Source organism: Pseudomonas sp. Z8(2022) (genome assembly GCF_025837155.1).
Classification (GTDB): Bacteria; Pseudomonadota; Gammaproteobacteria; order Pseudomonadales; family Pseudomonadaceae; genus Aquipseudomonas.
In genome coordinates, this window is the sequence record NZ_CP107549.1 from 3,615,420 (window position 1) to 3,641,946 (window position 26,527).

Annotated in this window: 15 protein-coding genes and 1 pseudogene; 3 read left to right on the plus strand and 13 right to left on the minus strand. The window is 63.7% G+C overall.

Annotated elements, in window-relative coordinates; all coding sequences use genetic code 11:
• Nucleotides 1–145 precede the first annotated feature (145 nt).
• The 8 genes from OEG79_RS17310 to OEG79_RS17345 all read right to left on the minus strand — a co-directional run bounded on the left by OEG79_RS17310 (nucleotide 146) and on the right by OEG79_RS17345 (nucleotide 13,488).
• On the minus strand, nucleotides 146–1,531 hold the full coding sequence (locus OEG79_RS17310; RefSeq protein WP_264146180.1) for an efflux transporter outer membrane subunit: 1,386 nt from the start codon (nucleotides 1,529–1,531) through the stop codon (nucleotides 146–148).
• A gap of 2 nt (nucleotides 1,532–1,533) precedes the next feature.
• Nucleotides 1,534–3,474 carry a MacB family efflux pump subunit gene (locus tag OEG79_RS17315; RefSeq protein ID WP_264146181.1) on the minus strand — a complete coding sequence of 647 codons (1,941 nt, stop codon included), beginning with the start codon at nucleotides 3,472–3,474 and terminating at the stop codon, nucleotides 1,534–1,536.
• A 10-nt stretch (nucleotides 3,475–3,484) separates the two neighbouring features.
• Entirely contained in the window at nucleotides 3,485–4,687 is a 1,203-nt protein-coding gene (locus tag OEG79_RS17320; RefSeq protein WP_264146182.1) for an efflux RND transporter periplasmic adaptor subunit, read from the minus strand.
• Nucleotides 4,688–4,919: 232 nt separating this feature from the next.
• Entirely contained in the window at nucleotides 4,920–6,017 is a 1,098-nt protein-coding gene (locus OEG79_RS17325) for an alpha-hydroxy acid oxidase (protein ID WP_264146183.1), read from the minus strand.
• A gap of 2 nt (nucleotides 6,018–6,019) precedes the next feature.
• Complete coding sequence (locus tag OEG79_RS17330) at nucleotides 6,020–6,697, minus strand: Fe2+-dependent dioxygenase (RefSeq protein ID WP_264146184.1); 678 nt, start codon at nucleotides 6,695–6,697, stop codon at nucleotides 6,020–6,022.
• A 68-nt stretch (nucleotides 6,698–6,765) separates the two neighbouring features.
• Nucleotides 6,766–9,039: a catecholate siderophore receptor Fiu gene (locus OEG79_RS17335; protein WP_264146185.1), complete on the minus strand. Its 2,274-nt coding sequence runs from the start codon at nucleotides 9,037–9,039 to the stop codon at nucleotides 6,766–6,768.
• Between the two features lie 324 nt (nucleotides 9,040–9,363).
• Nucleotides 9,364–10,527 carry a type III PLP-dependent enzyme gene (locus OEG79_RS17340; RefSeq protein WP_264146186.1) on the minus strand — a complete coding sequence of 388 codons (1,164 nt, stop codon included), beginning with the start codon at nucleotides 10,525–10,527 and terminating at the stop codon, nucleotides 9,364–9,366.
• A 432-nt stretch (nucleotides 10,528–10,959) separates the two neighbouring features.
• A complete protein-coding gene (locus OEG79_RS17345; protein ID WP_264146187.1) occupies nucleotides 10,960–13,488 on the minus strand; it encodes a sulfite reductase flavoprotein subunit alpha in 2,529 nt (842 codons plus the stop codon).
• Nucleotides 13,489–13,722: 234 nt separating this feature from the next.
• On the opposite strand from OEG79_RS17345, the gene OEG79_RS17350 reads away from it, so the two are divergent.
• A complete protein-coding gene (locus tag OEG79_RS17350; protein WP_264146188.1) occupies nucleotides 13,723–15,306 on the plus strand; it encodes a peptide chain release factor 3 in 1,584 nt (527 codons plus the stop codon).
• Between the two features lie 38 nt (nucleotides 15,307–15,344).
• On the opposite strand, the gene OEG79_RS17355 is transcribed toward OEG79_RS17350, so the two are convergent.
• On the minus strand, nucleotides 15,345–17,744 hold the full coding sequence (locus OEG79_RS17355; protein ID WP_264146189.1) for a membrane-bound PQQ-dependent dehydrogenase, glucose/quinate/shikimate family: 2,400 nt from the start codon (nucleotides 17,742–17,744) through the stop codon (nucleotides 15,345–15,347).
• Nucleotides 17,745–17,924: 180 nt separating this feature from the next.
• On the opposite strand from OEG79_RS17355, the gene cobB reads away from it, so the two are divergent.
• Nucleotides 17,925–18,632: a Sir2 family NAD+-dependent deacetylase gene (gene cobB / locus OEG79_RS17360; protein WP_264146190.1), complete on the plus strand. Its 708-nt coding sequence runs from the start codon at nucleotides 17,925–17,927 to the stop codon at nucleotides 18,630–18,632.
• A gap of 140 nt (nucleotides 18,633–18,772) precedes the next feature.
• Here the strand turns inward: cobB and OEG79_RS17365 are convergent, their stop codons facing one another.
• Together OEG79_RS17365 and OEG79_RS17370 are read right to left on the minus strand one after the other, a co-directional pair.
• A complete protein-coding gene (locus tag OEG79_RS17365) occupies nucleotides 18,773–20,953 on the minus strand; it encodes a hypothetical protein (RefSeq protein ID WP_264146191.1) in 2,181 nt (726 codons plus the stop codon).
• Nucleotides 20,954–21,154: 201 nt separating this feature from the next.
• Nucleotides 21,155–23,203 (minus strand): AsmA family protein, encoded by a 2,049-nt coding sequence (locus tag OEG79_RS17370; RefSeq protein ID WP_264146192.1) that lies wholly within the window; start codon nucleotides 23,201–23,203, stop codon nucleotides 21,155–21,157.
• Nucleotides 23,204–23,340: 137 nt separating this feature from the next.
• Between OEG79_RS17370 and OEG79_RS17375 the strand changes: the two genes are divergently transcribed.
• Complete coding sequence (locus OEG79_RS17375; protein WP_264146193.1) at nucleotides 23,341–24,120, plus strand: TatD family hydrolase; 780 nt, start codon at nucleotides 23,341–23,343, stop codon at nucleotides 24,118–24,120.
• Nucleotides 24,121–24,194: 74 nt separating this feature from the next.
• On the opposite strand, the gene OEG79_RS21340 is transcribed toward OEG79_RS17375, so the two are convergent.
• Both OEG79_RS21340 and OEG79_RS21345 read right to left on the minus strand, forming a co-directional pair.
• Nucleotides 24,195–25,124: a methyl-accepting chemotaxis protein gene (locus OEG79_RS21340; protein ID WP_413247549.1), complete on the minus strand. Its 930-nt coding sequence runs from the start codon at nucleotides 25,122–25,124 to the stop codon at nucleotides 24,195–24,197.
• Nucleotides 25,098–26,192, minus strand: a pseudogene (locus tag OEG79_RS21345) (methyl-accepting chemotaxis protein); the annotation flags it as partial. The pseudogene OEG79_RS21345 and the gene OEG79_RS21340, both read right to left, overlap by 27 nt.
• Nucleotides 26,193–26,527: the final 335 nt, after the last annotated feature.

Below are 26,527 nucleotides of genomic sequence, written 5' to 3' on the forward strand. Positions count from 1 at the left end.
CACCGCGAAAGCGCTGGCGGCTTTTTTATCGGTGCCGTCTCGCCGCGGTTGCGGTAGCGGGTCTACCCAGTGATCTCCTCCAGAAATGCCTGACGCATCGCATAAGGCAGATCATGTGAAGGTGGCCGTGGAGCCCGAGCCCGACTCAGATCGCCTCGCCGCCATAGCCCCCACCCAGCACTTTGTACAGCTGCACCTGGTTCTGCAGCTGGGCGGACTGGTTCTGCAGCAGGTTGTCGCGTGCAGAGAAGAAACTCTGCTGCGCGCTGAGTACGGTGAGGATATCGGTGGCACCCTCGCGATACTGCAATTCGGCCAGACGGAAGGTGCGCTCGGCGCGCTCCAGCACGCGTTGCTGGCTGAGGTATTGGGCCTGCCCTTCGCGCAATGCCACCAGCGCGTCTTCGACTTCTTTAAGTGCCGTAAGCACGGTCTGCCGATAGCTGCTGGCCAGTTCTACATAGCGTTCCTGCGAGACTTCGACCGCACCCCGCAGCGCCCCCCCACGAAATATCGGCTGCAGCAGCGACGCGCCCAAGCTGCTGGCCAGATTGCCGCCGTTGAACAGCTGCTGCAGCGCATCGGCGCTGTAACCGGTCGAGCCGGTCAGGCTCAAGCTGGGGAACAGCGCCGCACGAGCAGCGCCGATATTGGCGTTGGCCGCCAGCAGGCGTGCCTCCTGGGCACGAATATCCGGCCGGCGCAGCAACAGCTCTGACGGCAGGCCTGCCGCCTGTTGCGGTGCCAGCAGAAGGTTGGCCAGCGAATCGGCCTGTACCTGCCGGGCAAAGTCTTGCGGCACTTCACCGAGAAGAATGGCCAGAGCGTTCTCAGCCGTCTGACGCTGCTGACGAATACCCGGAATAGCGGCACGGCGCTGCTCGACGAAGGTCTGCTGCTGGAGCAGATCCAGATCACTGATCGAGCCGAAGCGCGACTTGGCCTCGGTCACGCGCAACACTTCCTCGGCGTTGGCCAGGTTCTCCAGGGCGATGCGCTCCCGCTCGCGCAACTCCAGTACCTTGAAATAGCTGGTGGCGGTTGCCGCGGTTACGGTCAGCGCCACCGTGTCACGTTCGAACGCGCTGGCGCGCGCGCCCTGTTCGATGGCCTCAAGGTTGTTGCGGTTCTTGCCCCAGAGATCAATCTCGTAACTGATCGACAGGCCAGCGGACAAGGACTCGCGCACACCGCCGCCGGCATTGTCGGCCAGGAAATTGCGGTTGCCGCCGGCGTTGCCGCTGATGCTTGGCAACAGTGGTGCCCCAGCGATACGGGCCTGGATGTCAGCCTGGCGCACCCGACTGATCGCTCCGGCCAGTTCCTGGTTGCCTTGCGCGGCGCGTGCCACGAAGGCGCTCAGCTCATCGCTGTCAAATGCACGCCACCAGTCCGGCGACACTGACGCAGCGCCAGAGCCGTGTTGGTAATACGCCGGCAAATCCTGCTCCGGGCGTTCGTAGGTCGGCGCCAGGTTGCAACCGGCCATCAGCATTGCGCAAACCAGCGGGGCCACTCTCAATCGTTTCATAGTCAATCCGAAGCCAATGCCTGAACGGGATCCAGATGCGCGGCCTTGCGGGCCGGCATCAGGCCGAAAACGAGACCGGTGGCGAACGCACAACCGAACGCCAGTAACACCGGAGCCAAAGTGAACTGCACCGCCGTGCCCAATGCCTGAATCACCCATGCCGCCCCCAGACCTGCCAGCACGCCGATCACCCCGCCGATGGCCGAAACCACCAGTGCCTCGGTGATGAACTGCTGGAGGATGTTGCCGGTACGCGCTCCGGTGGCCATGCGTATGCCGATTTCACGGGTGCGCTCGGTCACGTTGACCAGCATGATGTTCATCACCCCGATGCCGCCGACCAGCAGTGAAATCGCGGCGATCGAGCCGAGCAGCACGGTGAGCGTGTCCTGGGTCGCGGTCACCGCTTCGAGCAGCGAAGCGGTGTTGCGGATCTGGAAATCCTCGACGCCGTTGTGACGCTTGAGCAGTTCCTGGCGGATCGCTTCCTCGGTGTCGGCGATGGCACCGATGTCATCGATATAGGCGGTGATGCTCTGCACGTAGCGCTGCCCGAACAGGCGCAGGCTGCCAGTGGAGAACGGCACCAGCGCCACGTCGTCCTGGTCCTGCCCCCAGGGCGTCGCCCCCTTGGCCGACATCACGCCGACCACCTGGAACGGCACGTTGCTGATCAGCAGGTACTGGCCGACCGGATCCTGTCCCGGGAACAGGTTTTCTGCCACGGTCTGGCCTAGCACGGTCACCGCGGCATAGGCGCGCTCATCGTTCTCGCTGAAGAAGGCGCCAGACGTCAGCGGCCACTCGCGCACCTCCGGCATCGAGGCATTGGTGGCGGTGATCTGGGTCTTGTAGTCGATATTGCCCGAACGCAGCGTGGCATTGCCCTGCAGTTCACCGAGCGCGTCACGCACATTGGGCAGAGCGCCGACGGCTTTGGCGTCCTCAGCGGTCAGGGTCGCGGTCACGCCATCGGCGGAACGCGGCATATTCGGCGCCCCCGGGCGAATCGACAGCAGATTGGTGCCCATGGCGCTGATCCGGTCCACCACGCTCTGCCGGGCACCATTGCCGACGGCGAGCATGGCGACCACCGAGGCGACGCCGATGACGATGCCCAGCAGCGTCAGAACGGTGCGAAACAGGTTGGCCTTCAGCGCGCGCCCGGCCATGCGCACCGCCTCGCCGACATCGGCGCTGCTGGCGCCAGCGGGCGTGGTGTTGATCGCCAGCTGAACAGGCGCGGCACCATTGCGCTCACGACTGCCACTGTCGGCTACGATAAGCCCGTCGCGGATCTCGATCTGGCGGTCGGCATGCGCCGCCACTTCGCGGTCGTGAGTGATAATGATCACCGTCTTGCCCTGCGCCGACAGCTCCTTGAGCAGGGCCAGCACTTCCTGACCGGACTTGCTGTCCAGCGCACCGGTGGGCTCGTCGGCCAGGATCACTTCGGCGTCGTTCATCAACGCGCGGGCAATCGACACCCTCTGCTGCTGCCCACCGGACAACTGGCTGGGGCGATTGCGCAAGCGGTCGGCCAGTCCCAGACGGGTGAGAAGCTCGCTGGCACGCTGGTGCCGTTGCGCGGCAGGCAGGCCGGCGTAGATGGCCGGTATCTCGACGTTCTCCAGCGCGTTGGCCGAAGGAATCAGGTGATAGCTCTGGAACACGAAGCCGAATGCCTCACGGCGCAGCGCCGCCAGGCCGTCGGTATCGAGATCCGCCACCCGATGGCCGGCGAACAGGTACTCGCCACCGGAGGGCTTGTCCAAGCAACCGAGGATGTTCATCAGGGTACTTTTACCCGAGCCCGAAGCCCCCATGATGGCTACGAACTCGCCTCGGCCGATCTCCAGGCTGATGCCGTGCAGTACCTGGACCTCTATCTCGCCGCTGGTAAAGCGTCGGGTGATGTCACGCAGACTGATCAGTGCACTCATGGCTCGCCCCCTAGATCCGCGGGCCGCCGCCCGCTCCCATACGCCGGCCGCCTTGCTGGCCTTGCTGGTTCGGCCGGTTCGCCGCAGCACGCGGGGCGGCGCTCATCAGCACCACGTCACCCTCGCTGAGGCCTTCGAGAACCTCGGCGTTGACCCGGTCACGCAGGCCGATGACCACGCTGCGCTCGACCGCCTTACCCTTCTCCAGCACCTGCAGGCGATAGCCCTGGCCCTTCTCCAGCGGCCGTCCCGGACGCCCTTGCAGCACGGCCAGCGGAATGGTCAGCACATCGTCGGCCTGGGCATTGATGAAGAACACCTGCGCAGTCATCTGTGTCATCAGCCGGCCATCCGGGTTGTCCACGTCGAACTGCGCGTTGTACAGCACCACGTTGTTGGTCACTGTCGGTGTCGGCAGGATCTGCCGCAGGTTCGCCTCCCAGCGGCGATCCTGCCCCAGCGTGGTGAAGTACGCCGGCATGCCCTCACGCAGCTTGCCGATATCGGCCTCCGAGACCTGGGTGTCGACGGTCATGCGCGACAGGTTGGCAATCTGCACCAGCACCGGTGCCTGCTGATTGGCGTTTAGGGTCTGGCCCTGCTTGGCAGATTGCGACACCACGGTGCCGCTCATCGGTGCGTAGATCTTGGTGTACTCGAGATTGGTGCGATCCTCTTCCAGGCCCGCCTCGGTCTGCTTGATCTGCGCCTGCAGCGCTTCGATCTGCGCCCGTTTGACCTTCACATCAGCCTGCGCCGTCTGCAGCAGCTCCAGGCTGGTGGCACGTTCCTCGTACAGCGCCTGCTGGCGGTTTAGCTGGGTTTGCGACAGTCCCAGCTGCGCCTGGTACTGCTTGAGCTGGGCACGCTGATTGGTCAACTGCGCTTCGCTGGCCAGCACCTTGGCCTGCAGCACCCGCGGATCGATCTCGGCCAGCAACTGGCCCTCTTCCACTGTGTCGCCCAGTGCCACGTGCAGCTTGAGCAGCTGACCGGAGACCTGCGCACCGACGTCGACGTAGTCGAACGGCTGCAGCGTACCGAGCGCGGTGATGGTGTCCTCGATGGAAGCCCGCACCACCGTGGCGGTAGCCGGCGCGGCGCCGCCGGCGGCCTCGTCGCCCAGCCACCACCAGCCGGCCGCGACAGACACTGACAGCAGCCCGCCGGCAAGCAGCGTGCGGCGTGAAAACAGGGATCGGATCAGAGACATAGGCAGGCGCATCCGGATGACTGAAGGTTTCTCGGGAATGGCCGTGATGCTAGTGACTCGCCTGTCAGGACTAAAGACGGCAAAGGGTAAAGGGCGGGTAAAGTCCGGCTTTACACAGCGACCGGCGTTCACCTGCGCCCACGCATTGTCCGATATGAAGGACCGCCACCATTGCAAAGGCGACGCTACAAAAACGAATAAATGAGCGGAACGGCATGACGGATCAGCCGGCTTATACCCGCTCCACCATATCCCGCGTGATGTCGCTCAACTGACGGCACCCACAAAGCGCCATGGTCACCTCTAGCTCTTCCCGCAGCAGCCTAAGCAGATGGGCCACCCCCAGAGCTCCAGCAGTGGCCAAGGCATACACGTAGGAACGGCCGATCAGCACCGCATCGGCCCCCAGCGCCAGGGCTTTGAAAATGTCGCTGCCACGGCGGATACCACCGTCCACCAGCACCGGCACACCTGCACCAAGTTCAGCGCGAATAGATGTCAGTGAACGCAACGCCGGCCACTGCGAATCCAGCACCCGGCCACCATGGTTGGAGACGATCACTCCGGCGGCTCCAGCCTCCACCGCCAGGCGCGCGTCTTCAGCGTGCAGAATGCCCTTGAGCAGCACAGGCAGGCGACTGTGCCGGCACAGCGAGGCGACATCCTGCCAGCCGGGAGCCACTGCCATCAGTCCATCGAATACGGCGCTACCATCTTCCGGCAGTTCGGGCAGCTGCACCGTCTGCTCGAGATTCACCGCACGTACATCCGGCGGCAAGCGAAAGCCGGCACGCTGTTCACGGTTGCGCACCCCGGAAACCGGCGCGTCCACCGTCAGCACCAGCGCCCGATAACCAGCTGCCTCGGCACGCTGCGCCAGGGCCAGGGTCGCCTCCGCGCTACCCTGCCAGTAGAGCTGGAACCACAGCGCCCTCTTCGCGACCTCGGCCACATCCTCCAAGCGGGTGGAGGCAAAGGAGCTGAGCACCGCGGCTCCGCCCATGACCCCGGCAGCCAGCGCGCTGGCACGTTCGCCTTCGCTATGGAACAGATGCTGATAGGCAATCGGCGCCAGCACGATGGGATGCAGCAGAGAATCGCCAAGCAACTGGCAGCGCGTATGACCACCGCGCAGATCGCGCAACATGCGCGGCAGCAGTGCCCATTCCTGCCAGGCCTGCAGATTCGCCTGACAGGTTAGTTCGTCACCGGCCCCGCCCAGCAGGTAAGCCTGCGCGTTGGCATCCAGTCGCTCTAGGGCGTAACGCTCGTAATCGCTCGCCGATACCAGGTCGGCGGGAATTTCGCTCAGCGGCGGCAGGCGGTTCATGCTCACTCGCTCCATTGGCGCAACAGGTTGTGATAGGTGCTGGTCAGGCCTAGCACCTCCGGGCTGTCACCCAGTTGCGCACGCAGCTTGAGAATGCTCATGTCCAGTTCGAACAGCAGCTTGCGCTGCCAGGCATCGCGCACCCAGCTCTGCGTCCAGAGAAACGAGGCAATGCGCGCGCCGCTGGTTACCGGCTCGACACGGTGCAGGCTGGTCGCCGGATAGACGATGGCATCGCCAGCAGCCAGCTTCACCTCGTGCTCACCGTAGGTATCCTCGACGATCAGCTCACCGCCTTCGTACTCTTCAGGCTCGCTGAGAAATACCGTGGTGGAGACGTCGGTGCGAACCTGCAGACCGCTGAAACGGTCACGCTGCAGGGCGTTGTCGACATGATTACCGTAGAGCCCACCGCCACTGTAACGATTGAACATCGGCGGCAGCATGTGCCGAGGCAGCACTGCCGAGACGAACAACGGATGCCGCTGCAAGGCGATAGCGATGATCTGCGAAAGTCCGGCGAAGGCCGGAGATTCCGCCGGGAACTGCTGATTGCTCTTGAGCGCCGCAGCCTGGGCGCCGGAGCTGCGCCCACCGTCGTCCCAGTCATGGGCCACCAACTCGGCACGCAGCGCAGCAACCTCCTGTTTGCTCAATACCTGCGGAATATGCAGCAACATCGGGCGGTCTCCTGCTTTGAACGCAAGAAGCCCGCGCATTGCGCAGGCCTCATGCGGTACAGCTCAGATTAGAAGGTCAGTTCGGTGGTGAACATCGCCGAGCGTGGTGTACCGAGGCGGGCACGGGCACCACTGTTGTTCAACGACTCGATGTACTCCTTGTCGAACAGGTTATACACATTCAGACGCAGGTTGACGTTCTTGTTTAAACGGTACGCGGCCATGGCATCCGCGACCCAAAAGGACGGAATCACCGGCATGTTCTGCGTGCTCGTATCGACACCGGAGGCAATGACCCGATCCTGCTCGGACACGTAGCGGGCGCCACCGCCCAGGGTCAGGTCCCCCAGTGTATAGGACGTCCACAGCGTCGCGGTCAGATCCGGCGACCAACGCACTCCGGTGTTCTGGCTCACCGTGTTGTTGTTGGCGCTGAAGCTGGCTTGGTCGAGCTGCTTGGTGTTCATCTGGGCAACACCCGCGGACACTTGCCAGAAGTTGGTGAGCTGACCGACCACACCCAACTCCACGCCTTCGACGCGGGTCTTGCCTTCCTGGAAGTAACGGGCAGCGAAGGAGTCATAGCTGACCTGATTCTCGTTCTCCGTGCGGTAGGCTGCCAGGGTCACCGCCAGGCGCTGATCCAGCAGGTCCCACTTGGTACCGACTTCCACATGCCGGGTTTCCTGTGGCTCCAGACCGACCTGCTCATTGGACGAGGAAGCCGCCGAATCGGCCACCAAAGCAAAGTTGCCGCTGCCAGGCGGGGTCATCGAATTGGCGAACGACAGATAGATGCTGCCATTCTCCTGCGGCTTGAACACCACGCCGGCGTTCCAGCTGGTCAGGTCACCCGACTCATAGCCGCTGCCCGGTACACGGGCGTTCGAGGCGATTGCGACGCTATCGGTTTCCGTGCGGAAATGCTCGAAGCGTACACCGCCGTTGAGCGCCCACTGCTCATTCAGGTGCAGGGTGTCGAAGACATAGAGCGCTGCGGTCTTGGTCTCGCCGTCGGTATAGGCGCCGGTCTTGTAGGGATCGCCAAGGGCATCATGGGCGTTCGGGTCATACAGATTCCCCGGTGGCAGCGGCACCGCCGGATAGGCCACACCATCGATGGTCTGAGCGGAGGTGGCGTAACTGCGATTGAGCTGTTTCTCGCGCATCAACTCAAGGCCTGCAGCCAGCTCATTGCGCAGGCCGAAGGTATCGAACTGAGCATTCATGCTGGTCTGGTTCGCGAGAATCTCGTTCTCCTGATCGACCACCTGACGGCTGCGCGCCACAGTCCAGTCCGCCGGGTTGGTAGAGCCATTGGCATTCAGCGCGTTGATGCCGGTGAGAATGCGGTCGTTGTTGCTGCGCCCCCAGCGGGAGAGGTTGCGCAGGGTCAGAGCCTCGTTGACGTCGTGCTCGACCTTGAGGGTGAACATGTCGCCATCGATGCGCTCGTAATCGCCCTTGGCCCCGTAATAGTTTTCGCGATCGACCTTGCCGCCCGCGTTCAGGGCCGCGTTGGCGTTATAGAAGCCGCTCATGCCGATGGTCGGGATGCCGCCGTCGGGTGTGTTGTCCTGACGTACATGCTGGGAATACAGGTACACACGGGTGTCAGTATCCAGGCCGAAGGCAATCGACGGCGCCACGCCATAGCTGCTGTTGTCCACGTAATCGCGACCGTCCACGTCACCGGCGCGGCGCATCAGATTCAGGCGTAAAGCCGAGCTCTCACCCAGTTGGCGGTTGATGTCGACGGTGAGATTGCTCTTGTCGGCGGTACCGTAGCCGAGGGTGACGAAAGTTTCGTCGTTCAGGGTTGGCAACTTGGAAATCAGATTGATATAGCCGGAGGACGCGCCACGGCCGATGTCGGAGCCGGCGGCGCCCTTGACCACCTCCACCTGCTCGAGGTTGAACACGTCACGACTGACCGCACCGAGATCACGCACGCCGTCCACGAAAGTCGATTGCTGGGTGGAAAAACCGCGCATCATGAAAGTGTCGCCAGCGGAGGTGTTGCCGTTCTCGCCGAGCTGCATGGTGATGCCGGGCGTATTGCGCAGCGCTTCCATCAGGCTGTTGGCGCCCTGCTCGCGCAGCATCTCCTTCTTGATCACCTGCACGGTCTTGGGCGTATCCAGCAACGGCTGAGTCAGCTTGGTGTTGGCGCTCTTGTCAGCCTTGTAAGGCACTTCCGCCTTGGAGGTCACCACCATTTCGGGCAGATCCACACTGGATTCACCATCACTGGTCTGGGCAGCCGCCAGCGCCGGCAGAGTTGCCGCGATCAGTGCAGCGAGGTGATTGACGTGATGGTGCTTGCGACTACGGATTGTCATGGATATCCCCAGGTTGGAAAGGCCGCTTTCCTGGCGTTGCAAGAGATAACGCAACAGGAAGTAACAAATGCTGAACTAAGCGGCACGAATGCTAATCACTCTTAAATGCATTGGCAATACACATGCATTTACATGTTTCAGCCGCAGTTCCCGATGTCCATCTGCATCTACAAAAAAGGCCACCTGAAAATGCCTGAGATAGAGCGGGCGAGACTCATCCAAAACCAAATTGATGTCGCATCACAGAGGCTGCTGTACAACCGCGAAAAAGCCGGCCCCAAATGCAAAAACCCGCCGAAAGGCGGGTTTTTTATCGAGGCGTCCTTACAGGTAATAGGACTTCAGCGGTGGGAAACCGTTGAACTCCACCGCGCTGTAGCTGGTGGTGTAGGCACCGGTGGAGAGCCAGTACAGGCGGTCGCCGCTGGCCAGGTTGAGCGGCAGACCGTACTTGTAGTGCTCATACATGATGTCGGCGCTGTCGCAGGTTGGGCCGGCGATCACCACCTCTTCCATCTCGCCCTTCTTCTCGGTCCAGATGGGGAACTTGATCGACTCGTCCATGGTTTCGATCAGGCCACTGAACTTGCCCACATCGGCATAGACCCAGCGTTCGACGGCGGTACGCGACTTGCGCGCAACCAGCACGACTTCCGAGACCAGCACACCAGCGTTGGCGATCAGCGAACGGCCCGGTTCGAGGATGATTTCCGGCAGATCATCACCGAAATCCTCGCGGAGGAAGCGGGTGATTTCCTCGGCGTAGGTCTCCAGGTCGTTGGTGCGCTGGATGTAGTTGGCCGGGAAGCCGCCACCCATGTTGATCATCTGCAGGCTGATGCCGTCTTCTTCCTTCAGGCGCTCGAAGATCACCTTGACCTTGGCGATGGCCGCATCCCATACATCGATATCACGCTGCTGCGAACCGACGTGGAAGGAAATGCCATAGGGCACCAGACCCAGTTGCTTGGCCAGTATCAGCAGGTCCAGCGCCATGTCCGGCTGGCAGCCGAACTTGCGCGACAGCGGCCAGTCGGCACTTGTGGAGCCTTCGGTGAGGATGCGCACGTAGATCTTCGAGCCCGGCGCAGCCTTGGCGATGTTGCGCAGATCGGCTTCGGAGTCGGTGGCGAACAGGCGCACGCCTTTCTCGTAGAAATAGCGGATGTCACGGGACTTCTTGATGGTGTTGCCGTAGCTGATGCGCTCCGGGCCGACGCCAGTGGCCATCACCTTGTCCAGCTCGTAGATCGAGGCGATGTCGAAGTTCGAGCCCTTGTCGCGCAGCAGCTCGATGATCTCGACCGCCGGGTTGGCCTTGACCGCGTAATAGATCTTGGCGAACGGGAAGCAGTTGCCCAGCTGGTCGTAGGCGTCGGCGATGATCTGCCGGTCGATCACCACGAAGGGGGTTTCGTGCTGATCGGCAAATGCCTTCATGCGTTGGAAAGTAGCGGGTGCGTAGTAGTCTTCGACCTTGATCGACATGCTGGGGACTCCAATGGCAAAACCGGGAACACATGGATTCGGGCAGCGAAACACCTGACAGGTTCCGCTGCGTGTCGGGGGTGGCCGCGCAACGCGCAAGCCTGAACGTCTGACAGTTTCCCCACTTTGGTTCGCCTACTTCCCAAGGCATGTCGCCGAGCATCGCTGATCGCGGTGGGCCACCAGCGATCTCTCGTCGTCAGTACTTGAGCCGGATGGATCGTTTCCAGCATGGACGTTCGGGCGCGGACTTTAAGACCATGCGCCCGTCAGATCAACCGGAAATTCCTGCTAATTTCGGCTCGTTCCGGATATCACACAAAACGTTCTGAAATGCTGAACAGGCGGGGCTTACAGCCAATCTGGCGCAGCCTCTTTTCAGTGCCGTTGCAGCACCTCGGGCGAGCGGCCTGCACCGCTCGCCCACACCCCTCAATAGACGTCGCGGCGATAGCGACCTTCCTCGACCAGATCCTGCACCGTCTCGTCGCCAAGCAGCTCGCGCAGGGCTGCATCGACGCCACCGGCCATGCCGTGCAGGCTGCCGCAGACATAGATTGCCGCGCCCTCGGCCAGCCACGCATGCAGGCGCTCGCGCTGCTCGCGCAGCAGGTCCTGCACGTAGCGCTTGTCGGCCTGATCGCGGGAGAACGCCAGATCCAGATGCTGCAGTTCACCGGTCTCCAGTGCCGCCTGCAGCTCGTCGCCACAGAAGAAATCACAGGCGCGATTGCGCTCACCGAACAGCAGCCAGTTGCGCCCCTGCCCCGCCAGCGAGCGTGCCCGCAACAGCGAACGCAGCCCGGCCAGCCCCGTGCCGTTGCCGATCAGAATCAATGGGCGATCATCCTCCGGCAGATGGAAGGCACTGTTGCGGCGCACCCGCGCCACAAGCTGGCCGCCTTCGGGCAGATACTCGGTCAGCCAGCCGGAGCCCAAACCCAGGCTGCCATCGGCCTGCACCGCCTGACGAACGATCAGCTGCAGCACGCCATCGGCGGCTACGGAAGCGATGGAATACTCACGCGTATCCAGCGGCACCAGCGCGTCGACCAGCGCCTGGGCGTGCAGCCCGACCAGATGAGCGAAGCTGTCCGGCAACTGACGTTCAGCCAGGGCTTCGCGCAGGCTGGTCGCCTGGCCATCGAGCGTCACCGGCTCGAAGCCCTCGAAAGCGGAATGCTGCAGCCAGCCCTGCACAGTGGCCGGGGCATGGCGCGGACGAACCTCGAGGATGTCGCCGGCTTGCCAGGCGTTCCGCGCTGCAGGCGTCAGACCAAGCAGGAACGCCGGCGCGCCCTGGCTGCCAGGGTTGAGCAGGCGCCGCTCGATCAACGTCCAGCTCTGCCAGGGCGCCTGCTCGAAACGTGCCGGAGCGGCGCCGGTCAGCTCGCTCAAGTGCTGCTGCCAGCGTTGCAGTGCGGCCTGGTCGGCTCCATCCACCTCGACGCTGTCGAACAGACGCTGCGCGCCCTGCAAACCCAGCCAGTCGCTGACACGCCGGGCGAAACCGCAGAAGTGCTGGTACTGCCGGTCGCCCAGTGCCAGCACGGCGTAGCTCAGCTGACCGAGCGGCACGGCGCCACCGAGCACCTTACGCTCGAAGCCCTGCGCGGCGTCCGGCGCCTCGCCGTCACCGAAGGTACTGACCACGAACAGCGCCTTGCGCGTCTGCCGCAGGCTGTCGGCGTCGAGACGTGACAGCGGTTCGACCCGCACCGGAATACCGGCCGCCTGCAACTGCCCGGCGCTCTGCCAGGCCAGTTGTTCGGCAAAGCCGCTCTGACTGGCAAAGCCGACCAACCAGCCGCCTGCCGCATCTTCATCCTTGATCGAACGGCGCGCGGCCAGTGCTGCGCGCTTCTTGCGCCGACGATCCAGGTACAGCAGCCAGCCTGTCACGAAGAACAGCGGCATCGCTCCGGTGGCCAGCATCATCAGAATGCGCCCCGGCATGCCGAAGTACTCACCGACGTGCAGCGCGTAGATGCTGGTCAGCAACTGCGCCTTGAAGCTCTTGTCGGCGTAGCGCTCGTGGCGGCTGATCGCGCCGCTTTGCGGATCGACCTGGAACTGGTTGAAGGCACGTACATGGTCAGCCCCTTCGAGCATGTAGAAGACGCTGGCAGGTTGTCCGGCCACCGGCGGCAGACGCAGGTTCCAGGCCACCAGCTTGGGCCCCGCGGTCTGCTGGATGCTCTGCCACACAGCGTCGTAGTCGACTTCGGGGGCCGGACCTCTGGGCGCCTCACGACCACCGCGACCACGGCCTTCGCGCTTTTCCTGCGGTGAATCGGAGAGCATGCGCGTCAGCCCCTCACGGTACCAGTCATAGGACCAATACAAGCCGGTGAGTCCGGCACAGAGGTAGAACAGCAACGCCCAGGTGCCGGCAACGGCATGCAGGTCCCAGTTGAAGCTGCGGCCTTTCTTCTTCCAGTCGAAGGTCAGCCAGGTACGCCAGTTCAGCACCTTGCGCGGCCAGCGCAGATACAGGCCGGACAGGCAGAAGAAGATCAGTGCCAGGGTGCTGGCCGCGGTGATCTGCTTGCCCACTTCGCCCATGGACAGGAAGCGGTGCAGCATCAGCATCAGGTGAAAGAAGTCCTGGCCAGCGGGTTCGGCCAGCACCTCACCGGTGTAGGGATCGAAGACGACACGCGGCCCGCGTCGTTCGCCTGGCGGCGGGGCGAGAAAGGCCATGCCCGGCCCCTCGTGTCGACTGTCGACCCCCAGTCCGGTAACGCGATCAGCGGTGGCGGCTTCGATCCGCGCAACCAGTTCACCCGGCGGAAGGTGGCCCTGCTCGCCTGGCTGGATCTGCCAGCGCTCGGTGTTGAGCGCCCGAATGATCTCGCCCTCGAAGCTGTAGAGAGCACCGGTAATACCCATGACGGCCAGCACCAGACCGGCGCTGATGCCAAAGAACCAATGCAACTGGAAGATGATTTTCTTGAACACGACGGAGCCACCCTTACCCTGACCCACTACCACGGGCGGCCACTCTATATGGGAATAATTTTCATAACCATTCCTTTACGAGATATTTACGCATTATCTGACCCACCAGCGCGCCACCTGAAAGCCTGACTGCAAACCCGATAGGCGTGCCTCCGCCAGCGTCGCCAGTTATCGGTATAATCGCCAGCTTTTCGGGCCAGGGCGCCCTCAACGATTCAATCCAGGCACACATTCATGACCACCCAGGCCGCCGAAGTCGCCAAGCGCCGTACCTTCGCCATCATTTCCCACCCGGACGCCGGTAAGACCACCATCACCGAGAAGCTGCTGCTGATGGGCAAGGCCATCGAAGTGGCCGGTACCGTGAAGTCGCGTAAATCCGACCGTCATGCCACCTCCGACTGGATGGAGATGGAGAAGCAGCGCGGTATCTCCATCACCACCTCGGTAATGCAGTTCCCCTACCGCGAGCACATCATCAACCTGCTCGACACCCCCGGTCACGAAGACTTCTCCGAGGATACCTACCGCACCCTGACCGCGGTGGACAGTGCCCTGATGGTGCTCGACGGCGGTAAGGGCGTCGAGCCGCGTACCATCGCCCTGATGGATGTGTGCCGCCTGCGTGATACGCCGATCGTCAGCTTCATCAACAAGCTCGACCGCGACATCCGCGACCCCATCGAACTGCTCGACGAGATCGAGGCAGTGCTGAAGATCAAGGCCGCGCCGATCACCTGGCCGATCGGCTGCTACAAGGACTTCAAGGGTGTCTATCACCTGACCGGCGACTACGTCGTCGTCTACACCCCGGGCCACGGTCACGAGCGCACCGAAGCCAAGATCATCCAGAAACTGGACTCCGACGAGGCCCGCGCCCACCTCGGTGACATGTACGAGCGCTTCGTCGAAGAGCTTGAACTGGTACAGGGCGCCTGCCACGAGTTCGAGCCCGAAGCCTTCCTCAAGGGTGAAATGACCCCGGTGTTCTTCGGTACCGCGCTGGGCAACTTCGGCGTCGACCATGTGCTCGATGCAGTGGTCGACTGGGCGCCGCGCCCGCTGCCACGTGCCGCCAACGAGCGCAGCGTGGAGCCGACCGAGGAGAAGTTCACCGGCTTCGTGTTCAAGATCCAGGCGAACATGGACCCTAAGCACCGCGACCGCATCGCCTTCATGCGCATCTGCTCGGGCAAGTACAGCCAGGGCATGAAGATGCGCCACGCCCGCCTGGGCAAGGACGTGCGCGTCGGCGACGCACTGACCTTCTTCTCCAGCGAGCGCGAGCACCTGGAAGAAGCCTATGCCGGCGACATCATCGGCCTGCACAACCACGGCACCATCCAGATCGGCGATACCTTCACCGAAGGCGAGAACCTCGGTTTCACCGGCATCCCGCACTTCGCCCCGGAGCTGTTCCGCCGCGTGCGCCTGAAGGACCCGCTCAAATCCAAGCAGCTGCGTCAGGGTCTGCAGGAGCTGGCCGAGGAAGGCGCCACCCAGGTGTTCTTCCCCGAGCGCAACAACGACATCATCCTCGGCGCGGTCGGTGTGCTGCAGTTCGACGTGGTCGCCAGCCGTCTCAAGGAGGAATACAAGGTCGAGTGCGCCTACGAGGCGATCAACGTCTGGTCGGCGCGCTGGATCGAATGCAGCGACGAGAAGAAACTCAAGGAGTTCAAGGACAAGGCCTACGAGAACCTCGCCATCGACGGCGGCGGCCACCTCACCTACCTGGCTCCGACCCGCGTCAATCTCAGCCTGATGGAAGAGCGCTGGCCTGATATCAGGTTCCGCGCCACCCGCGAACATCACTGACGCTTCGAACAAGGCCCGCTCTGCGGGCCTTGTTGTCTCTACTCCTCCTCCAGCGTCCAGGCCACCAGTGAATCGCCCAGGCGCGTGCCGAACGAGCCGTGCCCGCCGGCCATCACCACCACATACTGCTTGCCGGTCTTTTCCGAGACGTAGCTCATCGGCGTCGCCTGGCCACCTGCCGGCAATCTGTCCTTCCACAGCTCTTCGCCGGTGCGCAGGTCGTAGGCACGCAGGTAGTAGTCCAGCGTACCGCTGAGAAAGCCCAGGCCACTGGCGGTGACCAGCGGCCCGCCGAGCGCCGGTACGCCCACCGTCAGAGGAATGCCGAGCGGAGCACTGTCACGGCTGGTGCCGTTCTTGCGCTGCCAGACCTTTTCCATGCTGCGCAGGTCGACCGCCGTGACAGAACCCCATGGCGGCGCCTGGCAAGGCAGCCCCAGCGGCGACAGGAAAGGCTCCAGGCTGACCATGTAAGGCGCACCGAGGTTGGGTTGCAAACCACGTTCACTGCCCCCGGATCCGGGACGCTCGTCACCCGCCTTGCGCTTGACCAGCCGCGACACGAACGCCAGGTAGTTGGGGGCCCCAAAGAGGATCTGCCGCTGCGGATCGACTGCCACCGAGGGCCAGTTGAACACGCCGACGTTGCCCGGATAGATCAGCGAGCCCTGCTCCGACGGCGGAGTGAAGTCACCCTCATACCGCAGCTGGTGGAACTGGATGCGGCAGATCAGCTGATCGAATGGCGTTCCGCCCCACATGTCGCGCTCATGCAGTGGTTCATCCGGGGCATAGGTGAGTTTCGATGCCGGCTGGGTCGGTGCGGTGAAGTCGCCTTCAACGGCCCCCTGCGGCACCAGCAGCTCGTTGACCGGCACCACGGGCTCGCCGCTGCGCCGGTCCAGCACATACAGGTCGCCGCGCTTGGTCGGCTGGATGATCGCCGGCACCGCTCCATCGGGGCCGTCGATATCCACCAGGGTGGGCTGGGACGGCAGGTCACGGTCCCACAGATCGTGATGCACGGTACGGAATTCCCAGCGAACCCGCCCGGTTTCCAGCTCCAGCGCCACCAGCGCCGCGGTGAAACGCTCGGCCTCGGGGCTTCGCGGCACGCCCCATTGATCGGGTGTCTGGTTGCCCATGGGAATGTAGACCAGGCCCAGCGCCTCATCCGCCGTGGCGATGGTCCAGGAGTTCGGTGTGCTGCGCACATAGGTCTCGCCAGCCGGCAGAGGCTCGGTGGCCTCGGGGCGGCCAGGATCGAAGTTCCACACCAGTTCACCACTGCGTACGTCATAGGCGCGGATCACCCCGCCCGGCGAATCCACCGAGCCGTTGTCGGTCACCGAACCGCCGACTATCACCAGCTTCTCGGTCACCACCGGCGGCGAGGTGGGCAGGTAGACGCCCAGGGCATCGTCGCCCAGGCCCACCTTGAGATCGACCATGCCGGCCGCACCGAAGTCCTCGCAGGGCTTGCCGTCATGCACATCGAGCGCGTAGAGCGTGGCATCGTTGGTCGGCAGGAAAAGCCGCTGAGTACAGCGCGGCGCCGCCGCTGATGACGATTGCGGCGCCTCGCCATCCTGAACCGCATTCATCGGACTGCCGTCGTGGTAAGCCAGGCCACGGCAGGTCATGTGCTGGTAATACTCGGCCTTACGATTGATCGCCGGATCGAAGCGCCAACGCTCCTCGCCGGTGTCGGCGTCCACGGCGATGGCGATGCTGTGCGGCGTACAGACGAACAGGTTGTCACCGACCTTCAGCGGCGTCACCTGGTTGGTAATCTCGCCTGGGTCGCCCTCACCCGGCAGGTCCCCCGTGTGAAACTCCCAGGCCTTCTTCAGCCGTCCGACATTGGCCGTGGTGATCTGTTCGGCGCTGGTGTAGCGCTCGCCTCGCGACGAGCCGCCGTAAGCAGTCCATTGGCTGGCGGAGCGACTGGCTGTTCCCGCAGCGGCCATGCGCGACTCGTCGAAGTAACCGGGCAGACGATGGTAATCCTGCGTCAGTGAATAGACCGCCATGCCCGCGCCCAGCAGCAGGCCGATACCCAGCAGCACGCTGGCACCGTCACGCCAGGGCTGCCCAGGCGCGATGTGCCGGTTTACCCAGGGCAGCAGCAGCCACAGGCCGAGCACGCACCACAGGTCGATGCGCGGCGCCATTTGCCACCAGTCGAAACGCACCTCGTAAATTGTCCAGACCAGGCTCGCCAGCAGCACCAGGGCATACAACCACAGCGCCGCACGCTGGCGACGACGAATCAGCACGCCCACCAGCAGCAGGCCAATACCCGCCAGCAGGTAGTAGCAGGACCCGCCCAGCCACAGCAGATATGCGCCACCAAGCCCCAGCAGCGCGCCCAGAACGATAGCCGCCCAGGCCGTCAGTGTGATGCGCAGGGGCTGCGCGTAGTTGCTCTCGGTCATTGCTCGCTCCCCGAAACACTGCCACTCAAAGATAGAAGCCGTGGACGGTGGATGCGAACTGAAGGTAAGAGTTCAGCGATTCTGCGGCAGCATGCGCGACAATCTGCGCAGCAGCGTCCTCCCCGCGTCGTCAGTGTTGGCATACAGTGACGCCTGAACCCGAGCTGCCCTGGAGCACCGATGGCCCACCCGAACATCGTCATTCTGACCGGCGCCGGTATCTCCGCCGAGAGCGGCATCCGTACCTTCCGCGCCGCTGACGGACTCTGGGAAGAACACCGTATCGAAGAGGTAGCCACCCCCGAAGGCTTCGCCCGCGACCCGGCGCTGGTGCAGCGTTTCTACGACATGCGTCGTGCCCAGCTACGCGATCCGGCCATTGCACCGAATGCCGGACATCTGGCCCTGGCAGAGCTGGAGGCGCGCTGGCAGGGTGAATTCCTGCTGGTCACGCAGAACGTCGACAACCTGCACGAACGCGCCGGCTCCAGGCGCCTGCTGCACATGCATGGCGAATTGCAGTCGATGCTGTGCAGCAACAGTCAACAGCGTTTTCCGCTCTTCGACGATATGCCTGTCAGCCAGGCGTGCGCCTGCTGCGGCCTGGTCGGCACCCTGCGTCCGGATATCGTCTGGTTCGGCGAGATGCCCTATCACATGGAGCGCATCTATGACGCGCTGGAGCAGTGCGAGCTGTTCGTCAGCATCGGCACCTCGGGTCATGTGTACCCGGCGGCGGGTTTCGTCGAACAGGCGCGCCAGGCCGGCGCGCATACCCTGGAGATCAACCTGGAGCCGAGCCTGGGTCACTCACTGTTCGACGAGAAACGCTACGGCCCGGCCAGCGAACAGCTGCCCCGCTGGGTGGCGGAACTGTTGAGTAGCTGAGAGAGAACGCAGGCGGGTGAAAACCGCCAATACGCAAATGGCTGACCGACCAAGCATTCCAACCCGCAGGAGCGCTTCAGCCGCGAACGGCTTTCGTGGCTGAAACCACTCCTGCAAGGGCCCAATGCCCGGCAGTACCCTTAGCCGGCGGCGTCCTGAGCTGGCACCGCTGCTTCGGCCGGCACCTCGGGCTCCGGACTGAATACGCCGTTGCTCCAGGCGTAGTAACCCACTCCCAGCGCCAGCAGCAGCGCGATGACCCAGGGCCACAGCACCGGCTTGTTGGCATAGGGGTCACGCAGTGCCCGGTCGCTACCCTTGGGCAACGCCGCCATCTGCGTCAGCGCAGTGCCGAACGGGATGCTGATGCGCGCCTGGGCATTCACCGCCCAACCGTTGCCGTCGAGAATCGGACCAAGGCTGCGGCGGCGCAGCTTGAACCAGGCCAGCAGCATGGCCGGACCGGAAATGGCCAGCAGCACGCCGAGCAACAACAGCGGCACCTGCCACCAGGCCAGCGACAGGATTCCGGTGACCACCGCCGCCAGCGCCGTGCCCAGCGCCCCGACCGCCAGGCCGATGGCTGCGAAGATACCGGCGAACTTGGCGATGTCGAACGCCGGGGCGGGAGTCGCCGCCGGCGCAGCGCCGGTTTCGCTGACCGTTGCCGCAGTCTTGCTGACCATGTCGGCATCGCGACTGGCGGCCAGTTTCTGCACCTGATCGGAAACCAGCTTGGAAATGCGGCGATACGGCGACCAGAACGCCTCGCGAATGCTGATCGCGTTCTGCACCACCTTGACCACGGTAGCATCCCAGTCGTTGCCGTCGCGATCGTAGAACAGGCCATGGCGCCCCGCCTGCAGGTCGCCCTCGCTGCCAGCCGTTACCGCCACGACGATGTTCAGCGTCTCCTTGCCGCGTACCGGCTCACCGCGGCGAGTACAGGCGCAGTAAAGCAGGAAGCAGTCACTGGCCGACGCAACCTTGGCGTGAGCTTCGACGTCTTCGACTTCCACCGCCAGCTCACAGCTCTTGCCGTCGATATACAGCACGCCGGCCTGGAACACCGCCTTCTCGTGACGCGAATAGAAGGCCTGGAAGGAGACGAAGTTGCGCAGCAACGTGACCAGGCCATGACGCAGGCGAATCAGCTTGTCCAGCTCGACCAGGCCATCCGCCGCTTCGGCTACGGTCTTGTCCTCTTCCACCAGCGCCAGCAGACGCGCCTCGGTGCCCTGTTCCACCAGTTCGAGAATGCGCCCGCGCTCGAGAACCTCGGCGATCGCCACTTGCGGCGTCTCGGCACGCCAGGCCAGGTAGTTGCTGCACAGCGCGACCAGATGCTGCCACTGTTCGCGCGACAGGCTGTCCTGCTCACCGTAGACAGGCACCACCACACGCATACGGAACGCATCGATGGCTTGCTGCCAGGCCGGGTTGAGCCCCTTGTTCAGCGGCAGCTCGTCGCCATGCTGCACCACCGCCAGAGGCAGGCCGGCCACCTCGCCGGCGTCAGCCAGGGACAGCGAGGCCAGGCGCACCAGCTCTTCTTCCTGGGCGTTCATCAGGGCCGCGGCGCGCGGATCGAACTCGGCCATGGCCACGCGGGTGAAATAGTCGTCGATCTTGTCGCGCACGGCGCTCAGCGCCTCGACCGCCGCCACGGTACCTTCACCGAAGGCATCCAGCCCCTGCTCGGCAGCGCGCGCGTGCCAGGCGTGCAGCTGACGCGCCTGATCGAAGAAGGCGGTGATCTGCTCGACACCGATGGCCGGCTCGCCGCTGCGGTCGGTCTGTGCATCGAGGCAGGCGATGATGTCGGCGATGGCAGCCTTGAGCTCGGCATCGTCGGTCAAGGTCGCCGGCACCAGGCCGTCGCCATTGGGCTGATGCGGCGGGAACAGCTGCGCCAGGTCAGCGGTATCGGCCGGCGTCAGGCTGTCGCCATCGGGCCGCCCGAGCACGCCGAGCAGGCGTTGGGCCGCCAGGCGCAGGCGCGCGCCCACGGCATCGTCGGTCAACGAGGACAGTTGCAGCGGGCCGTCCTGGAACAGCACGTCCGGGTCGCGCAGGCGCGCCAGGGTCCAGTCCACCACGTCGAGAATTTCCGGGGCGCGGATACGACCATCAGCGTTCAGATCGATGTACTGCAACATGCGCCGATCCAGCTCCAGGTTGTTCACCGGGCAGGCCAGACTGGCCCAGAGTTTCTGGTCCAGGCTGCGCAGGGCGGCGAGGTCGGCGGGCGTTTCCAGTTGCACCTGATCGAAGCCGCCGGCACGGAAGAAGCGCCAGCGATGCGCGATAGCTTGAGTCATCTACAAAAGATCCTTTGTTTGTGAGGGGACTGCGCCAAGGAACCGGCCATGGTCAGCGTGCGCATCGACGCTGAATAATGTAACTGGCTCCTACGTCCCAGGCGCTGCTCGGTCCAGTGTAACCGAGCTACAGCGGTGTGCGCCTACCCCGCCCCGGCTGTTTGATCAGCGTTTCGAGCCCCCGGAGGGCGACCAGCGTCCCTAGCCGCCGCGGATCTGCTTCAACAACGGCTCGCACTGGCTAGGCTCGTCTCCCGCACTGGGCGCCACCAAGGCCAGCAAACCGGCTGCCGGCGCCACGGCTACACCCAATGCCACCAGCCCGGCACCGCGCAACGCCAGCGGTGTCGCCTGTACCCCCGGCGACGGCGCCTTGAACGTGCCGCGTACGTAGAGCGGCGAGCGCAGGGAAAAGATGCGGAAGCCCTTGGTCGACGGTGTGATGGTGAAATCCAGCCGCTCGCTGGCGAAGTTGGCGCTACCGTCGACCTTGATCACCGCGTTGTCGGTATCGATGACGAACAGCCGCGTGCTCATCAGCCCACCCTTGATGCCGAGATCGGCTGCCGCGCAGTGGATCTTCACATCCTCGTCGCCGAACAGCCGACCCACCAGGTAGTTGCCGACATTCAGCCCGGCGATCTCCATCAGCCCGCGACTGACCGCGCCATCGTTGATCAGCATGTTCAGCTCACCATCGGCACTGCCGAGCAGGGCTGCCACCGAGTTGCCGCGACCGCTGATGCGCGCATCGCCGTTCAACTTGCCAAGGCTGGTCTGCATCGGCGCAAAGGTGGGGAACAGCTGCTTGAGCCCGAGATCGCGCGCGCGCAGGCGCATCTGCCCCTGCAACGGCGTGGTCGCGCCATCGAGGTGAATCTGCGCATCGAGCGCGCCGCCGGCCATGCCGAAGCGCAGCGGCTCGAGACTGAGCACGCCGTCGTTGAGCAGCACATGGGTGTCCAGATCGCTGATCGGCAGCTGCTCGCTGTGCACGATGCGCTGGCCGACGAAGCGCACGTCGGCATCCATCGCACGCCAGCGGTCGGTACGGAACTCCGCGACCGGCAGGACCTTGTTCGCCGGCTGCGTATCGCGTTCACCACGCTCACGCTTGTCGGCGCTGGAATCCGCGCCGATCAGCGGCGCCAGATCGCTGAACAGCAGCTGCCTAGAGGTCAGGCTGCCGGACAGTTTCGCTCGTGGCTGCCCCGCAACGAAGGTCAGATCGCCGTGAATGTCGCTGTCGCCGATACGCCCGTTGAAGCCCAGATAGCGGAAGGTCGCCCCGTCGGCATCCCGCAGATCGGCCTGCAGGTGACCGTCGGTGCTGTAGGCCGGCGTATCCGGCAGGGTGACGCCGGTAAGCGGATAGAGATGCCCCAGACTGGCGCCGGACAGTTGCAGACGAAGATCCAGCGCGCCCAGACTCTGCGGGTCGCTCAGGCTGCCGGCGACACGAATACGAGTAGCGTCGATACGCACATCCGCCTGTAACGGGAAAGGTCGCGAGGCATCATGCAGCGCCAGAAGGCCGCCGACCTTGCCGCTCCCGGTCAGCGGCTGGCCGCGAAAGCTACCCTCGGTCTGCCAGGCGAAGGCGTAATCCTGCGCGCTGGCATTGCTCTCGGCCAGACGCCCGGCAGCGTCCTTGCCGACGATATCGGCAAAAGGAATGGGCTCGCCAAGCGGCTGGACCGCCACCTCCAGGCGGGTATCGCTGACCTTGTCATCCAGCTTCACCTGGCCCTGGTCGAACGCGATGGTGCCGATATCCAGCGTCCAGGGACTGCTCTGTTCGTCCTCCTGCTCGCGGCCCAGATCGAACACCCAGTTGGCGCGCCCATCGGCCAGGCGCTGCAAATCGACGATCGGCGCACCGAGTTCGATACTCGGGATGCTCACCGTCTTCCACAACAGTGGCAGGAGCGACAGGCGCAAACGCACGCTGTCGAGACTGACGAAAGTGTCGCCCTGCGCCCAGTCCGGATTGCCCAGACGCAGGTGCTCGGCAGCGAAATTCGGCCATGGCACCCAGCCGCTCGGCCCCTGAAGGTCGGCTTCGCGCTGCCAGATCACCCGCAGATCGCCTTCGATGGCGAAGGGTCGATTCAGCGCCGCCGAAACCTGCTCATTGATCAGCGGACGCGCGCGATTCCAGTCGAACAGCACCAGAAGCAGCATCAGCGCCGCCACCAGCAGCAGAAAAGTGGCGAACAACGCGCCCATCAGCTTGCGAACCTGGCGCACCCGGCGACCTCCTTGATTTCACGGTCCGAATAAAACTCGTGCATAACCATACGACTGAAAAGACTGGCCAATGCTCCCCGGCACTGGCAGGAGAAGCGAAAATAGCCGACCCTGAAAGCCCGCTTGCGAGCCGACCGATGCGCCTGATCGACACCCACACCCACCTGGACTTCCCCGACTTCGACGCTGACCGCACCGAGGTACTCGCACGCAGCCGTGCGCTGGGCGTACAGCGACTGGTGGTACTCGGGGTCTACCAGGCCAACTGGCAGCGCCTGTGGCATCTGGTCGAGGCAAACGAGGACCTGCATGCCGCGTTCGGTTTGCACCCGGTGTATCTGGATGATCACCAGCCGCAGCACCTCGACGAACTGCGCGACTGGCTGAGCAGACTGGCTGGCCACCGCAAGCTCTGCGCCGTCGGTGAATTCGGCCTGGATTACTACCTGGAAGCACTGGATCGGCAGCGCCAGCAAGCTCTCTTCGAAGCGCAGCTTGAACTGGCAATCGAGTTCCAGTTGCCGGCACTGCTACACGTGCGCCGCGCGCACGCCGCCACCATCGCCACGCTCAAGCGCTTTCGCCCGAAACGCGGCGGCATCATCCATGCGTTCGCCGGCAGCTACGAAGAAGCGCGTGAGTATATCAAGCTGGGCTTTCGCCTAGGCCTCGGCGGCGCCGCTACCTGGCCGCAGGCCAATCGCCTGCGCAAGGTGGTGGCGCAGCTACCGGAGCAATCCATCGTGCTGGAGACCGACGCTCCGGACATGGCGCCGGCCATGCACCCACACCAGCGCAACAGCCCCGAATACCTGGCGGACATCTGCGCCGAGCTGGCAGCGTTGCGCGGCGTTACGCCCGAAGAGCTGGCAGCTGCCAGCAGCCGCAATGCGCATGAGCTGTTCGGCTGGGATTAGTTCGAACGCATCCGTGGAAGAGGCCTCAGCCACGACCGCCGCACAAGCGTCGCCGCCGAAGCCCCCACGAATGGTCAGACGCGGAATGCTCCGATCAACTGCTTGAGCCGTACTACCAGTTCGCTCAGTTCGCGACTGGCCTGTTCGGTCTGGCTGGCGCCGGCAGCCGTGCGCTCACCGGCATGGTTGATCTCGACGATGTTCTGATCGATGTCGTGCGCTACCGCCGTCTGCTGCTCGGCTGCGGCGGCGATCTGCTGGTTCTGGTCGACGATCATGCCCACGGCGCCAAGAATGTTCTCCAGTGCCTGCTGCACCTTGCCCGACTCGCTCATGGTGCCATCGGCCGTCTGGTGACTGGCATTCATTGCCTTGACCGCAGCGGCGACACCGCCCTGCAGCCTGGCGATCATCGCCTCGATCTCCTCGGTGGACTGCTGGGTACGCTTGGCCAGGTTGCGCACCTCGTCGGCCACTACGGCGAAACCACGGCCCTGCTCTCCCGCACGCGCCGCCTCGATGGCGGCATTGAGCGCGAGCAGGTTGGTCTGCTCGGCAATCCCCTTGATCACGTCCAGCACCTGGCTGATCGACGCACTGTCGCTGGCCAGCTGGTTGATCACTGCTACCGACTGGTCGATTTCGCCCGCCAGCCGCTGGATCGCGCCCACCTGTTGCTCGACCAGCTCACGGCCACTGACCGTTTCCTGATTCACGCCCTGCGCACTGGCCACTGCTGCGGCAGCGCTGCGCGCCACTTCCTGGGCGGTGGCGGACATCTCATTCATCGCCGTCGCCACCTGTTCGATCTGCGCGCGCTGGCTGGCCACGGCCTGGTTGCTCTCACCCGAAACCATTTCGACCCGGTCGGCCTGCCCACCCACCTCGCCCACGGTATGGCCGACACGCTCGATCAGGTCATGAATGCGTTTCACGGTCTGGTTGAATACCTGGCCCAGCTCACCCAGCTCATCGCGGCTGTGCGCCTGGAAGCTGACCGTCATGTCACCGGCAGCCACCTTGTCCATGACCTGACCGAGATTCTTCAGGGTTGTGCGGGTGGACACGTAGAAACCGCTGTAGAGGTAAACGATCAGCAGGAAAACCACCACCAGCGCCACCACCAGCAGCACCATCTGCGCACGGTTTTCAGCGAGTCGCGCGCTCAACTGGCTGTCGAGGAAAGCCAGCAGGCCGTCATTGAAAGCATAGGTCCTGGCCATCTGCTGGCTGATCTGCTCATAGAACTGCGCCCAGGGCGTATCCAGGCTGTCGGCAACGATGACCTGATCCTCGAACAGCACACCACTGTCCTTCAGGCTCTGCCGGCTCGCCTCTGCCAGGCTGCCGAGACCGCCCTGTGCAGAGACGTTGCCAGACAGGGCCTCCTGCAGATTCAGGCCGTACTCGGCATGCAGTTTCTCCAACTGCAGCAGCAGATCGTCGAACTTGGTGCTGGCGGCAGAGTTGAGAAACCCCTGGCCCAGGGAATAGGAGCCGATGGCGCGGCCCTGACTGAGAACTTGGCTGATCTGCGGAGTGACGTTGGTGATCAGCTCGGTGAGCTGGCGCACCTGACGCTGCGGATCTTGGCTCAGGCCAGCCTGACTGGCGATCAGCTTGATGAAAACCTGGGACGATCCCAACAGTTTCTCGACGATCACCATCTTGCTCTGCAGCGAAGTCTCGGCCTCTGCGCCTTTCAACTCAGCCAGCAGTTCGTCACGCTTGGCGACGAACTCCTCTGCCTGTTCGCTATCACTGGTCACCGGCTGCAACGCTTGCAGCCCGGCACTGAGCGAGCGCTGCAGCTGATCGATGCGGCCTTCCAGATCACCCGCCTGACCGGACTGACCAATCATCGCGTTGATCTGCACCAGATCGTTGAGGCTCTCGAGGTCACGGCGCAGTTGCAAGCTGGCGCCAAGCAGCTCGAGACTTTCCAGAGCCGTCTGGGTGCCGACAAACTGACGATAGGAATCTCGCACCAGATAGAAGTTGGTGACGAGCATGGGCAGGAAGAATAGAACGCTGATCAGGCTGAACTTCATACCGAAGCTGAGGCGATTCATCAGCGCAATGGCCGGATACAACACGGTCTTCACTAGAAGTCTCCAGTTGCCATTATTGTTATAAGTATCGTTGGATCACTGCTGAGCCTCTTGCGGGCTGGTGACAGTGTCCTATGTCGACCGATCTCTTGCGCGCCCATCCATGAGGCGAATGCAGGCAGATAAATGTGACGAAAATCACCAAACCGGATCGACTGCAGCCCGTTATACCCGTTATCGACACGCCTCTCTGTAACTTAAGGTTAAACGCATGCCGGGCCGGCGCCTGCTGATGAAGCACGCCGATAACCCACCCAGAAATGCACAGGGCGGCTTACGCCGCCCTGAGAAGAATG

What these genes read in the sequence shown, in the direction of transcription:
- OEG79_RS17310 (WP_264146180.1), bottom strand. Translation starts at nt 1,531, where the DNA reads ATGAAACGATTGAGAGTGGCCCCGCTGGTTTGCGCAATGCTGATGGCC.
- OEG79_RS17315 (WP_264146181.1), bottom strand. Translation starts at nt 3,474, where the DNA reads ATGAGTGCACTGATCAGTCTGCGTGACATCACCCGACGCTTTACCAGC.
- OEG79_RS17320 (WP_264146182.1), bottom strand. Translation starts at nt 4,687, where the DNA reads ATGTCTCTGATCCGATCCCTGTTTTCACGCCGCACGCTGCTTGCCGGC.
- OEG79_RS17325 (WP_264146183.1), bottom strand. Translation starts at nt 6,017, where the DNA reads ATGAACCGCCTGCCGCCGCTGAGCGAAATTCCCGCCGACCTGGTATCG.
- OEG79_RS17330 (WP_264146184.1), bottom strand. Translation starts at nt 6,697, where the DNA reads ATGTTGCTGCATATTCCGCAGGTATTGAGCAAACAGGAGGTTGCTGCG.
- OEG79_RS17335 (WP_264146185.1), bottom strand. Translation starts at nt 9,039, where the DNA reads ATGACAATCCGTAGTCGCAAGCACCATCACGTCAATCACCTCGCTGCA.
- OEG79_RS17340 (WP_264146186.1), bottom strand. Translation starts at nt 10,527, where the DNA reads ATGTCGATCAAGGTCGAAGACTACTACGCACCCGCTACTTTCCAACGC.
- OEG79_RS17350 (WP_264146188.1), top strand. Translation starts at nt 13,723, where the DNA reads ATGACCACCCAGGCCGCCGAAGTCGCCAAGCGCCGTACCTTCGCCATC.
- OEG79_RS17355 (WP_264146189.1), bottom strand. Translation starts at nt 17,744, where the DNA reads ATGACCGAGAGCAACTACGCGCAGCCCCTGCGCATCACACTGACGGCC.
- cobB (WP_264146190.1), top strand. Translation starts at nt 17,925, where the DNA reads ATGGCCCACCCGAACATCGTCATTCTGACCGGCGCCGGTATCTCCGCC.
- OEG79_RS17365 (WP_264146191.1), bottom strand. Translation starts at nt 20,953, where the DNA reads ATGACTCAAGCTATCGCGCATCGCTGGCGCTTCTTCCGTGCCGGCGGC.
- OEG79_RS17375 (WP_264146193.1), top strand. Translation starts at nt 23,341, where the DNA reads ATGCGCCTGATCGACACCCACACCCACCTGGACTTCCCCGACTTCGAC.
- OEG79_RS21340 (WP_413247549.1), bottom strand. Translation starts at nt 25,124, where the DNA reads ATGACGGTCAGCTTCCAGGCGCACAGCCGCGATGAGCTGGGTGAGCTG.